12 protein-coding genes are annotated in these 12,206 nt (G+C 43.6%); 3 read left to right on the plus strand and 9 right to left on the minus strand.

The window, feature by feature from the left end:
- The 5 genes from tnpB to ACED41_RS14320 form a co-directional block, all read right to left on the minus strand.
- The coding region (gene tnpB / locus ACED41_RS14300; RefSeq protein ID WP_371725165.1) for an IS66 family insertion sequence element accessory protein TnpB at positions 1-284 on the minus strand (284 nt) is incomplete at its 3' end.
- A complete protein-coding gene (locus tag ACED41_RS14305) occupies positions 281-598 on the minus strand; it encodes a hypothetical protein (protein WP_017037717.1) in 318 nt (105 codons plus the stop codon). The genes ACED41_RS14305 and tnpB, both read right to left, overlap by 4 nt.
- A gap of 166 nt (positions 599-764) precedes the next feature.
- A complete protein-coding gene (locus ACED41_RS14310; RefSeq protein WP_017059819.1) occupies positions 765-1,334 on the minus strand; it encodes a YceI family protein in 570 nt (189 codons plus the stop codon).
- The gene (locus ACED41_RS14315; RefSeq protein WP_017059820.1) at positions 1,331-1,870 is read right to left on the minus strand and encodes a cytochrome b; all 540 of its coding nucleotides are present in this window, start codon (positions 1,868-1,870) and stop codon (positions 1,331-1,333) included. Before ACED41_RS14315 ends, ACED41_RS14310 begins: the two co-directional genes overlap by 4 nt.
- 153 nt (positions 1,871-2,023) lie before the next feature.
- Complete coding sequence (locus tag ACED41_RS14320; RefSeq protein ID WP_017059821.1) at positions 2,024-2,269, minus strand: DUF2164 domain-containing protein; 246 nt, start codon at positions 2,267-2,269, stop codon at positions 2,024-2,026.
- A 252-nt stretch (positions 2,270-2,521) separates the two neighbouring features.
- On the opposite strand from ACED41_RS14320, the gene ACED41_RS14325 reads away from it, so the two are divergent.
- Both ACED41_RS14325 and ACED41_RS14330 read left to right on the plus strand, forming a co-directional pair.
- Complete coding sequence (locus ACED41_RS14325; protein WP_029236415.1) at positions 2,522-3,157, plus strand: hypothetical protein; 636 nt, start codon at positions 2,522-2,524, stop codon at positions 3,155-3,157.
- Positions 3,158-3,732: 575 nt separating this feature from the next.
- Entirely contained in the window at positions 3,733-4,470 is a 738-nt protein-coding gene (locus ACED41_RS14330; protein ID WP_371725167.1) for an EAL domain-containing protein, read from the plus strand.
- Positions 4,471-4,676: 206 nt separating this feature from the next.
- On the opposite strand, the gene ACED41_RS14335 is transcribed toward ACED41_RS14330, so the two are convergent.
- Genes ACED41_RS14335 through ACED41_RS14345 form a run of 3 tightly spaced genes read right to left on the minus strand, consistent with a single transcriptional unit; the run spans position 4,677 to position 9,876 of the window.
- Positions 4,677-7,736 carry an efflux RND transporter permease subunit gene (locus ACED41_RS14335; protein ID WP_371725168.1) on the minus strand — a complete coding sequence of 1,020 codons (3,060 nt, stop codon included), beginning with the start codon at positions 7,734-7,736 and terminating at the stop codon, positions 4,677-4,679.
- Positions 7,733-8,788, minus strand: coding sequence for an efflux RND transporter periplasmic adaptor subunit (locus tag ACED41_RS14340; RefSeq protein ID WP_371725169.1), 1,056 nt, complete (start codon positions 8,786-8,788; stop codon positions 7,733-7,735). The genes ACED41_RS14335 and ACED41_RS14340 overlap by 4 nt, the downstream gene beginning before the upstream one ends.
- Complete coding sequence (locus ACED41_RS14345; protein ID WP_017064636.1) at positions 8,788-9,876, minus strand: efflux RND transporter periplasmic adaptor subunit; 1,089 nt, start codon at positions 9,874-9,876, stop codon at positions 8,788-8,790. Before ACED41_RS14345 ends, ACED41_RS14340 begins: the two co-directional genes overlap by 1 nt.
- Before the next feature lie 150 nt (positions 9,877-10,026).
- Between ACED41_RS14345 and ACED41_RS14350 the strand changes: the two genes are divergently transcribed.
- Positions 10,027-10,770 carry a TetR/AcrR family transcriptional regulator gene (locus ACED41_RS14350; RefSeq protein WP_017064637.1) on the plus strand — a complete coding sequence of 248 codons (744 nt, stop codon included), beginning with the start codon at positions 10,027-10,029 and terminating at the stop codon, positions 10,768-10,770.
- Between the two features lie 115 nt (positions 10,771-10,885).
- On the opposite strand, the gene ACED41_RS14355 is transcribed toward ACED41_RS14350, so the two are convergent.
- On the minus strand, positions 10,886-12,157 hold the full coding sequence (locus ACED41_RS14355) for a DEAD/DEAH box helicase (protein WP_371725170.1): 1,272 nt from the start codon (positions 12,155-12,157) through the stop codon (positions 10,886-10,888).
- Positions 12,158-12,206 lie beyond the last annotated feature (49 nt).

Consider the following 12,206-nt stretch of genomic DNA (forward strand, 5'->3'; position numbering starts at 1 on the left):
TCAAGCTCAAATTGAGTGAGGGTAAACACCTGATTTTTCTCTTTTGAAGGCCACTTATACTTGGCTTTTTCAAGGCGTTTATACCAGAGGGCGAAGCCTGTTTTATCCCAGTACAACACTTTAATCTTATCGCGCTGTTTATTGGTAAACAGGAACAGCGCACCGCTGCCAAGAGGCAAGTCAGTATCATTTTCGATAATCGCTGCAAGGCCGTTGATGGACTTTCTAAAATCGACGCTTTCACGATAAAGGTAAATGTCTGGAGCGCTGAGCATACCTTTCATGACAACGCTCCAATGAGTTCAGCAAGATAGGTGGCTGGCGTGCCTTGAGGAATGCTCAGCTCCACATCATTGATGAGAAGTGTCATGTTCGCCGTAGCTATCTGGGCCTGATACTTGGTTGTCTTTTCAACGATTTCGGCTCTAACAAATCCGACAGATTCCGATTGGTTTGCTGTTTGGAGTTGACGCCGTTTGGCAAAGAACGTGGATAAACTCAGTCCATGCTCTTCACAAAAAGCGCGTTGGGTAACACTGCTGCTTTCATATTGCTCAAACAGTGATTGCCATTCTAGGTTGGTACGTCGTTTTGCCATTTCAACTCTCCTTTGGGTTGGAGAGTTGATCTTATTCTTCGTGCTGAAGGATTAGAATGCGGTGTTCATGGCACGCTTACTTTCTAACTGTTGCTTTCTAAGTATCTATTTAACTTTTGGTGTTACATAAGAGATTGATACTAGTTAGCGATCAACAATAGCTAGATTACTTCTTTACACCTTCAACGTGTAGATCCATATCTACATAGCTTGAAGCGCCCATTACTGGAATGTTGAAGTCAGCAAGTTCTAGACGAGTTGTACCAACGAAACCTGCACGCTCACCGCCCCATGGGTCTTGACCAGCACCGATGAATTCAGCTTCGATAACGATAGGCTTAGTTACACCGTGAAGTTTAAGGTCACCCATTACTTCAAGTTTGCCGTCGCCTTTATCAACAACTTTCGTGCTGTTGAATGTCGCATCAGAGAACTTACCAGCATCGATGAAATCGCCGCTACGGATATGCTTATCACGTTCTGCGTGGTTTGAATCAAGGCTTGTAGTATCAACCGTTACGTTTACTGTAGACGCTTCAACGTTGCTTTCATCAAATGAGAAGTCACCTGAGAATGTGTTAAAACGACCTTGGATAAAGCTGTAACCCAGGTGGCTAACTTTAAAGTTAACTGAAGCATGCGCACCTTTTGTATCAATCACGTAATCAGCGGCGTTCGCAGCGAAAGGCATTGCCATTGCAAATGCTAATCCTGTAGCGATAATTGACTTTTTCATTTTGAAGCTCCTATCATTTTTCGTAGCGTATCGTCTTTGTCGATAACGTGGTGTTTTATCGCCGCTAAGGCGTGTACTGATGCCATGATGATCAGTACCCATGCAGCATAGTAGTGAATCGTTCCTGCGAGATCAGATTGGTTTGCAAACAGTTCACCCATACTTGGTACAGTGAACCAATTGAATACGTCGATCCCGCGGCCATCTGATGTTGAAATCAAATAACCTGAAATAAATAAAACCGCTAAGTTAATGTACATAAAGCCGTGAGCGATCTTCGCTGCTGCAACTTCATAGCTTTTACCTTCTACTTTAGGTGACGCGGTAACTAGTTTCCAAACCAAGCGGATAACAGTAACAGTAGCCAAAAGAATGCCTACCGAGCGGTGATAGTCTGGCGCTGTTTTGTACCACTCGCTGTAATATGAAAGATCAACCATCCACAGGCCTACACCAAATAAGCCAAATACCGCGAGAGCTGAAATCCAATGCATCGCTCTTGCTAAAGGGTTGTAATTTCTAACGTTGTTGTCCATGCATCTCTTCCGAATGTTAACGAGTAGTGTAGTTTCGAAAAGCGTACCCTACACCAAGTTTGTGTAACATATTATTTACCAAGCTTTACATTGGTAACATCATTTCAAATTAAACGAGTTATTCAAATTATTTGAACAAGTTTGGGCTAAACGTTAGATTTCAACGATTTGTTCGATCTCGTAAAGCTCATCTGAGATATCTAACATTTTACGTTCCATGACTTTTTGAGCGTCTTCTATCCCTTTGTTGTAGTAAACCGCCCCAAACTTTTTACTTATGAAATCGACCAAGAATTCTGTGTCGAACTGACCAAGCTCCACATCGAGTTCATCCTGCAGGTACTTTTGGAGCGTATGAGTAAGCTCAGACTTTTGTTTCGAATCTAATTGAATGGTCATGAATGTTTCCAAATAAAGAGTAAGTAGATCAATTGTGATTTGCTGACTAGACTATAGTCGAGGTAACTAGCTAGAATTCCTCATAATTTAGAATACAGACCTGTAGAGCGCCAGTGCTATCCATAAAATCACTCAGCAATGGTTAATTTTGATAGAGAGATCAAGAACTCGCACTTTGACGATAGGTAACGGAACCGCAATTACCGTACTATTGCCCATCAATAAGATAGTAGCTGTGTATAAGGGACTTCATTGTTATTAGATCTAGTGATTAAAAGCGTTAATCAATTTCAAGACGATTGCCTAAAGCTCTGTGAACGCCACTACCCTACGGTGCACAATCAAGGGATCAGTGAGCACCATATAGGAAAGGCATTTGCTCGCCGAATGGAGCACACCTTCGTTAGCTTTAATCATGCAAGCAACATCAGCCCACTTGAAATGCTTTCCTCTAGAGAAACGCCTCGACACTTCCGAATATCTTCCGAAATCGGTACCGTTTGGATGATCAGTCATCATATGGTGAGCGCCGGGAAAACATGTCGTAGAAAGTTGATGTTGGACATCCATAATTGGCAACAAGAGTATGGATTTTCCATTCAACCCAATGACGTTTTGATCATTGTCTCCGACCATTGGATTAGCCGAAGTAAAAACAGTGGCGAATTATTGCATTGGTGGATGGGTGAACTCCCAGATGAGATCACGGAATATAGTCAACAAGGTATCACGCTAAGAGAGAGTGATTCTCAATTCGCCACTGAGTTAAATAACAACTTTAAAATCAGCCCTTGCTTTATTAAATTTGGACACCCTTTAAAACGGTCAGGAAATCAACAACTGGTTCGTAAATACCTGCAACTTTATGCGGTACTTCAATGGCAGTAAGAATACGGGTCAACTTTTTCAATCAGTTTTGAAAGTACATTGTTAGACCTCTATCCCAGTATTTTATAAAAGGCAACTCATTCCCTGTTCATTAATTATTCGAACTTCCTGTTTTAATTATTAATAGCCAATCGAATCACAGTCTCGATTTTGAGAGATAGATATCATTTCTGTGTAACTCGCTTAGTCAATCTATTTTATAACTTTGACACTCCCCCATAATTTAAGCCATTAACCCTACTTTTCTCTGGTGTATCAGCGTTCTAGCCTTATATTGGTTGGGGTTAATATGTGAGACGTCACTCAGCCATTAGATTCACTTAAACTATCAAACGCAGTCAATGATAAGTAAATTTAATGATTAATGTCATTTATCATGCTGATTTTTCGTTGGTTATATTAATTCAAATATTGACGTTACAAATGAATTTTTATTAATTGACAATTTAGTAACACCTGTCAATATTGTGACAGCCGTGACGTATATTCTCGTCATTAAATAAACACCTTTATTAGCGACTATGATTTTATCAGACAGAAGTGAATTTATTAGCTGTATATCTGTGGATGCCGATATGCAGTTTATTGCGAAATATCAAGACCTAACACTTAGAAGTGTCTACCAACCTATATTTGATTCTTCTATGACTCAGATAGGTGTAGAGGCTTTAGTTCGAATTTCGAACAGCAAAGGTGCCATTGTTCGCCCTGATCACTTCTTTCATTCCGACGAAACCTCATGCACAGACAAAATTAATGTCGAGAGGCTGAGCCGAGCCATTCATATACGCAACTTCGCACAGTCGACTATTCGTCATTTACACCTATTCTTGAATGTTCTTCCTAATGTTGGCGAGTTATTTGCCGCAGAGAAAGTGAGCGATAGCTTGTTAGCTAAGCGCCTGCATGAGCTTAACTTATCGTGTGAACAAATTGTGATGGAGTTGGTCGAGCTTAATGTAGAGAGTGAAGAACGTTTGAAAGACGCAGCCCATTCATTAGCGGAAAATGGTTTTCAAATCGCTGTCGATGATTTTGGTACACAAGCATCAACCGAACAGCGCGTTCGTCACATTAACCCGCATATCATCAAGATAGACCGCTCGGTTATGTTGGACTTTGAACAAGGCGACACACGTGAAATGGAGTTGGCCCTAAAGCTTGCTACTCAAATCGGTGCGAAGACGGTAACCGAAGGGATAGAAACCCAACAACAACTCGCAGCGATGCAAAATTTAGGCTTCGATATGTATCAAGGTTATCACTTAGCCATGCCAAAGCCGATTGAGTTGGATATTCGCCTCGCAATCTAGAACTGCCCTCTATTCTCTATTCTCTATTCTACAGGAAGCCGCTTTACCATTGGTTAGCGGCTTTTTGATACCTATCTCTTTCTTAACGCAACGCTCGCTGACGCTATAGTCTCTTAGCACGATCTTGTATCGCCAAGTCACACCCATAAAAAAGCCCAGTCAAAATTGACTGGGCTGGCTTAAAAGAATCTGTTTTATATCAATCCCTAATAACCCGCAGTGGACGGTTTGATTCTATATAGAATAGCGAACATCACTGGTACTACTATTAGCGTTAGTACGGTAGCAAAGCCTAAGCCTGCCATGATGGTAATCGCCATTGAGCCGAAAAATGCATCGAATACCAAGGGAATCATCCCCAAGATAGTCGTCAGTGCTGCCATAGATACCGGTCGTACACGACTGATCGCGCTGTCTACAACCGCTAGGTATGGGTCTTTACCTGTTGAGAGTTCCGTGTTGATCTGGTCAAGCAGGACGATACCGTTTTTCAAAATCATGCCGCTTAGGCTCAGTAGGCCAAGGAACGCCGTGAAACTGAATGGCATATTAGTCCCTAGCAGACCAATCGAAACACCAATGATAGAAAGTGGTACCGTAAACCAAATCACAAGTGGCTTACGAACCGAGTTAAACAGAAGCATCGTGATGATAAACATCAGCAAGTAACCCATTGGCAGTGAGCCAAACAGAGATTCTTGCGCATCTTTAGAGCTTTCGTACTCACCACCCCAGCTAATGCTGTAGCCTTCTGGTAAATCTAATGCTTCTACCTTTGGTTTCACACGAGCAAACAGACTCGCTGGCGTTTCATCACCAAGAACATCGTGGTCAGCCAATACTGTTAGCGTACGTTTTCTGTCGCGACGCTGAATCAGTGGCTCAGACCATTGAAGCTCTACGCCATCAATCACTTGCTCAACTGGGATGTAAGTTTGTAGTGATGGGCTCCAAATCTTCACATTGTTTAGCGATTCGAAATCAAAACGCTCTTCTTCCGGTAAACGCGCCACGATAGGTAACATATGAGTACCATCACGCAGTAGGCCGATGTTGTAACCGCCAAACGCCATCTGTAATGTCTCAGACAAGTCAGTTTTTGAAATGCCTAGGCGACGAGCCTTAGATTCGTTGAACAGTGGTACAAGTTCTTTAGTGCGTTCACACCAGTCATGACGAACATTTCGAGAGCCTGGATCGGCAAGCAAGATGTCTTCGACTTCAACTGCAATGTTACGCAGTACTTGTGGATCGGCACCGATAATACGCGCTTCAATTTTTGAAGCGGGTGACGGACCAAACTCAATCAACTTGAACTGGAACGTTGGTTGCTCAAATTCGTTCGCTAAGTCTTTGTCTAGCGCCGCTAGAGCCTTAAACATAGTGTCGCGGTCAGTGGTTCTTACTTGTAACTGGGCGTACGCTTCGTAGCTTTTCTCTGGTTGGTAAGTCAGTGCGAAACGTTGCATGCCCTGCCCAACCGTTGTCGTTACAAACTCCACGTCGTCTTGCTGGCGAATGTAGCTTTCAACTTTTTCTGTCTGCTTGATCGTTTCACGAACATCGGTGCCTTCTGGCATCCACATGTCTACGTAAAACATTGGGGTATTTGACGGCGGGAAGAACTGCTGCTTCACCATACCAAAACCGACGACAGAAACTGCTAATAGAGCGACCATACTAACTACAGTAAGCCATCTAAATCGAAGTGCTACTTTCAGACACGCACCGAATACCACAAACAGGATGCCTTTGTATGGGTCTTCGTTCTCATCAACCTTGTCTTCTTCTTTAAGCAACATCTCGGCAAGGAATGGCGTTAGTGTTAGTGCAGTTACCCAACTCAAAAACAGTGAGAAACACAGTACCCAAAACAGTGAACCCATGAATTCGCCTGTCGCATCCTTCGACAAACCAATCGGTGCAAACGCTGTGATAGCGATAATGGTCGCACCTAACAGTGGCCATTGTGTTTGCTTGACGATGTCTTTCGCTGCTTGAAGCTTGGTTTTGCCTTTCTTCAAGCCCACCAAAATACCTTCAACGACAACAATCGCATTATCCACCAGCATACCCAGCGCGATGATCAGTGCCCCCAGAGAGATGCGGTGCAGTTCAACATCGTTGTAATCCATCAGGATGAAGGTACCGAATACCGTCAATAGAAGAACCAAACCGATGATCAAACCACTGCGTAAGCCCATTGCGAACAACAATACAATGATAACGATGGCTACCGCTTCAACTAGGCTGATTAAGAAGTCAGCCACAGATTTGTCTACTTCTTGCGCTTGGTTGTAGAAGTAATTCAGTTCTACACCCGCTGGCTTAATGCTTTCTAGGCGATCCAGTTCCGCATCCAGTGCTTTACCAATCTCAACCACGTTTACACCAGAAGAGAACGCAATACCCAAGTTGATTGCTGGTTTACCGTTGTACGTTAATACATTGCCCGGCTTTTCTTGAATACCACGAGTTACTTCAGCGACATCTTTCAAGCGAATCAGGTTACCTGTATCGCGACCATGAATGATCAGGTTTTCTAGTTCTTCAACCGTGCTTAAGGTGCCGTTTGGCTTGATCGTAAGGCTTTGACCATTCAGCATCACCTCGCCTGCCGATACCACACTGTTTTGCTGTGCTAGCAGTGACGTAACCGTCGACATATCTAGGTTCAATGCGGCTAAGCGTTCCAGTGACATCTCAACAAACAGTTGTTCTTGTTGGTCACCTGCAATGCTAACTTTACCGACACCGTCGACCAGTTCGATTTCACGCGTTAGGTAATCTGCGTACTGTTTGAGCTCAACGTAATCGTAACCATCACCGGTCAGCATGATCATCACACCAAACACATCACCAAAATCATCGATGATCTGAACGGAATTTACACCACTTGGCAGTGTTGGTTGTAGATCGTTGATCTTACGGCGCATTTCATCCCAGATCTGAGGCAGCTCGTCTGGACCGTAGTCCATCTTCATACTGACCATAATTTGGGACATACCGTTCGATGATGTCGAGGTAATCTTGTCGATGTACGGAAGCTGTCTTATCTCTTTTTCTAGTGGGTAAGTCAGCTCTTCTTCAACTTCCATTGACGTAGCGCCAGGGTAAGTTGAAATAATCATTGCATCTTTAATGGTAAAAGCTGGGTCTTCTAAACGGGATAGATTACCAAAAGACGTCACACCGCCAATGGCCAAAATGACTAGAAACAGCCAGCTGATTACTTTGTTCTTTATTGAATATTCTGCGATGTTCATTCTGCTTTTCCTGACAATTGGATTCCGTCACGGAGTTTTCTTAAATTCGAATTTACGAGTAGCTCACCTTGCTCAACACCATGAGCGATGAGTGCGCCTTGGCCACTGATCTTGTCGACTTCTACTTCGCTTTTGAATGCTTGTCCGTCTTCCATTTTCCACACATAGAACTGATTCGCTTCAGAGCCCGCTTCTAGCGTTGTCATTGGTAATTGGTAGCCTTGAACATCGCTCAGGCCCGCTTTCGCCATATCTACATTGACCGTAACGCTCGTGCCTGGCAGGATTTCACTTTCAGGCTGCTGCATCTGCATCCAAAATTCGTAGGTACGGGATTGTGGGTGCAGTTCACTGGTGTGTTCTAGATACGTCAGTGGATATTGGCCTGTGTGACCGCCAAAGGTCGCCTCAGGACGATAGCTATTTGAACGCATGTCTGGGCTAATTGACGCCAAGATCGAATCTGATACTTGAATTCGCACATACACCTTGTCGTTCTGGTACACACTCAGTAGTGTTTCTCCAGGCGTCGTATTTTCGAATCGTTGCTTATCGACAGTTGAAACTGTTCCTGAGAACGGCGCTAAAAGTTCTGTGTAACTCAGCTTGCGTTTCGCCGCCGCCAAATTCGCCGATGCGAGCTTGTAGTTAGCCGTCAGTTGGTCGTGTTCTGATTGCGATAACATTTCGCTGCCAAACATCTCAGTACCACGGGCCAACTGTTTGCTCGCCAGTTTGAATTGAGATTGAGCATCAGTCAGATCTTGGACGTACGTTGCGTTATCTAAGGTGGCTAATAACTGCCCTTTTTCGACATTGTCGCCCGCTTCTACTAATACTTGTTGAATCTCGCCTGCTAGCTTAAATGCCAAGGGAGTCAATTCAGCTGGCATCACCTGTCCATTAAAATTTCTGAACTGATTAGTAAGCGGTGCGCCAACTTCAAAGGTAGAAACCAACAAAGGTGGTTGTTCACGGTGTACAGCTTCATTGTTACAGGCTTGAAGTAACAGAACCGACGCGACAACAACTGATAATTTTGAAAGGTTCATTAAATACCGCCCTCACGAAGCCAAGCTTTTACTTGTTGTCCGTCTGATAACACATCCACACCCGCTTCAACGATAAGGTCACCAGACGACAATCCGTCGATAACCTTGCCTTGCTCATCAAGAAGGACTTGTACTTTAGAAATCAGTTGAGAGTCAGGGTTATAACGCCATAGTTCACCATGGCCTACGTCTTTGTTTAACCAAGCTGAATCCACAATACCAATGCCGTAGTCAGATTTACTTTTCTGAACTTCAACTTGCGCTGTCATACCAGAAAGTAGATTGATGCCTTCTGGCTTTTCGATAGACACAACCGCTTGGTAGCTGTTGGTATCTTCATCTGGTTGCGTTGAGATTTCTTTAAAGCGAGTCGGGATACGAATGCCGCGGTGGCTGTCCATCACAACCCACATGTTTGAGCTCGTTAGGTCTTGAATAGAACGGTCTTCAAGCTTTGATACTGGAATTGAAAACGTCACATCCATTTCACTGTGATTCAAAATATTCAGTACAGGCTGCTTTTCTGCGATCAATTGATATTGCTTTCCAAACACCATCGATACCACGCCATCGAATGGAGCAACTAAGGTAGTGTAGCCAAGGTTTGTTTTTGCTTGGTCCAACTCAACTTCAGCGGCAGTAAAGGTGTTTACGGCTTGGTCGTAGTAATCGGTACTGACCAGTTTTTTCGCATACAACTCAGAAGCTTGTTTGTATTGGCTGTTCGCCAGATCAAATTTAGCTTGGGCTGCGTCAACGGCAATACGGTAATCCGTCGCGTCTAATACGGCTAACACCTGACCTTTCTTCACTTCTTGTCCCATACGAACATCGAAGGTTTCTATATCTCCACCCACTTGGAAAGAAAGTGCCGCACGGTCGGTTGCATCAACCTTTGCAATGAAGCTATCGAGATCAATATCAGTCTGTTGTGGGATTTCGAACAGCTTGACTGGCTTGATTACCTGCACATTTTCCTCTGACTGAACTTTGTCACATCCAGTTAGAGAGCCTGCGAGCAATAGTGCTGCAATAACAGCTCCCATGCGCTTGCTCGATATGGCATTGATCGACAAATTGAACTGCATGATGCCTCTCCGTTTAATTATTATGATTTATTACACAGGTGGGCAGTATATTTAATATTAAATAATTCTCAAGCTTTACTTTCCACTTGTGCAGTATTTTTTATTTCAGTAAAAACAGTGTAGAATGTTGTAATCAGGTAATTATGTGAAATGAAGATGACCGAAAAGAAGCAAGGTAGAAGAAGTGCAAAAGACGCCGAAGAGACGCGTTTTTTGATCATGAGCGTTGCCGCAGACATGTTCTGTGACTTTGGCTACGATCGTGTATCACTGCGAAACATCAGTGAAAAGGCAGGCGTCTCGCATAGCCTTATCCGCCACCACTTTGGTAGCAAAGAAAAGATTTGGCATGCAATAAGTGATTGTTTACACGATTATTTTCAGTCTTACATCAGTAAGATTATGGAAGAGCTGCCAAAAGATGTTGCGCCAAATATCGCTATCTACCTGTTTAGCATGCGTCTGTTCACCAACATGATTCACTCACGTAGGCCAATGCAGCTTATTTCAGACTCTGTTCGCCAAGAAGACAACCTAGTTGATTACTTCATCGACAATGTCGGCGATGTTGAAAAAGAGATTAACGGGCTTGCCGCTGAGTACAATGCAGCTAACCCAGACAAAATGATCAACATTTACGAAGTTAAATGGCAAATGATCATGTACGCAAACGGCGCTGTATGCCTCACTCCCTTTATGGAAAGCACTTGGAATGAAGGTGATATGGTCACCTCACCCGAAGACGCCCTACTTAAGCATTGGCAGCTTTTCAACACGCAGATGGTCAGCAAGTTCAATATTGATGAAGAGTGGGCTCTAAATCCAACCTCGATTGAAGAGCTGATTTATGAAGTGCCATGTGAATGGAAGTGTAACCAAGAACATAAAGCTTAATCGGGTTCATAACCATTATGAGCTTATAAGATACAAAAACGCGCCGTTACAGAAGTCACTGTAACGGCGCGTTTTTATATGTATAGATCTTTAAACTGGAGCTTTGTACAGCTTATTAGCGACGTGCTTTACCGCGGTTTTGGTGAATCTTAAGCTTCGCTTTCATCTTACGTTTTTCTGATGAACGGCTCTTGCTGCGACCACCACGATCGGGCGCTAGATCTTTTTCAAGGCTTGGTTCAAAGCCCTCTAGCCACTCTTGAGGCAAGCGCGTATCAAGTAATCGCTCAATATCACCCAATAGGTAAGCTTCATTCTGACTCATCAAAGAGATCGCTAAGCCGCTGTTACCCGCACGGCCAGTACGTCCGATGCGGTGAACATAATCTTCTGCTTTAAATGGCATGTCATAGTTCACAACTTGTTCTAGCTGCTGAATATCAATACCACGAGCTGCCACGTCGGTTGCGATCAACGCACGAACTTTGCCTGACTTGAAATCGTCTAGGGCTTTTTGACGCGCACCTTGGCTCTTATCGCCATTGATTGATGCCGCTTTAATGCCGTCTAACTTAAGCTCTTTAACGAGAGCATCAGTGCCCTGCTTAGTCTTTGTGAACACCAACACTTGTTGCCAGTTTTTTGAACCAATCAAATACGCTAATAGCTCACTTTTACGCGACTTATCTACCGGGTAAACCATCTGTGTTACGGTTTCAGCGGTGCTGTTTTTTGGAGTAACTTGGATTTCACTTGGCTTCTGCATCATACGGTGTGCAATCGCTTTGATTTTGTTATCAAACGTTGCAGAGAAGAACAGAGTTTGACGCACTTCGTTCATGCGAGAAAGAATACGCTTAATGTCAGGCATGAAGCCCATATCTAACATACGGTCAGCTTCATCCAGTACCAGTACTTCCGTTTGGCTCAACATGATGTTTCTAGTGAACATGTGATCAATAAGACGACCAGGCGTCGCGACAAGAATATCTGCGCCACCGCGTAAGTTATCAGTTTGCACCTTCATGCTAACGCCGCCGTAAGCCACCACGACTTTAATGTCGGTGCCCTTTGCGTAGCTAGTTAAGTTATCGAAAACCTGTTGTGCCAATTCACGAGTTGGCACTAATACAAGCGCACGAACGAGCTTAGGGTTCGGAATAACGTTGTCTTTTGTCTCGATTAATCTTTGAATAATCGGTAAACCAAACGCAGCCGTTTTACCTGTACCCGTTTGAGCACCAGCCAGTACATCTTTGCCTTCTAATACCAATGGAATTGCTTGTTCTTGAACACTGGTAGGAGCCGTAAAATTAAGCTCAGACAACGTGGCAAGAAGATGCTCAGATAATCCTAGTTGGTTAAAAGATTTTGTAGATTCAGACATAGTATGATGCTCAAAGATTAAATAGGCGCGGATTGTAGCAAACCTGCAT

Origin of the sequence: Vibrio sp. 1F255 (assembly GCF_041439145.1) — a bacterium.
GTDB classification, from domain to species: Bacteria; Pseudomonadota; Gammaproteobacteria; order Enterobacterales; family Vibrionaceae; genus Vibrio; species Vibrio crassostreae_C.

Excerpts from the sequence above, each read along its gene's own strand:
- ACED41_RS14305 (WP_017037717.1), bottom strand. The coding sequence starts at position 598 with ATGGCAAAACGACGTACCAACCTAGAATGGCAATCACTGTTTGAGCAA.
- ACED41_RS14310 (WP_017059819.1), bottom strand. The coding sequence starts at position 1,334 with ATGAAAAAGTCAATTATCGCTACAGGATTAGCATTTGCAATGGCAATG.
- ACED41_RS14315 (WP_017059820.1), bottom strand. The coding sequence starts at position 1,870 with ATGGACAACAACGTTAGAAATTACAACCCTTTAGCAAGAGCGATGCAT.
- ACED41_RS14320 (WP_017059821.1), bottom strand. The coding sequence starts at position 2,269 with ATGACCATTCAATTAGATTCGAAACAAAAGTCTGAGCTTACTCATACG.
- ACED41_RS14330 (WP_371725167.1), top strand. The coding sequence starts at position 3,733 with ATGCAGTTTATTGCGAAATATCAAGACCTAACACTTAGAAGTGTCTAC.
- ACED41_RS14335 (WP_371725168.1), bottom strand. The coding sequence starts at position 7,736 with ATGAACATCGCAGAATATTCAATAAAGAACAAAGTAATCAGCTGGCTG.
- ACED41_RS14340 (WP_371725169.1), bottom strand. The coding sequence starts at position 8,788 with ATGAACCTTTCAAAATTATCAGTTGTTGTCGCGTCGGTTCTGTTACTT.
- ACED41_RS14345 (WP_017064636.1), bottom strand. The coding sequence starts at position 9,876 with ATGCAGTTCAATTTGTCGATCAATGCCATATCGAGCAAGCGCATGGGA.
- ACED41_RS14350 (WP_017064637.1), top strand. The coding sequence starts at position 10,027 with ATGAAGATGACCGAAAAGAAGCAAGGTAGAAGAAGTGCAAAAGACGCC.
- ACED41_RS14355 (WP_371725170.1), bottom strand. The coding sequence starts at position 12,157 with ATGTCTGAATCTACAAAATCTTTTAACCAACTAGGATTATCTGAGCAT.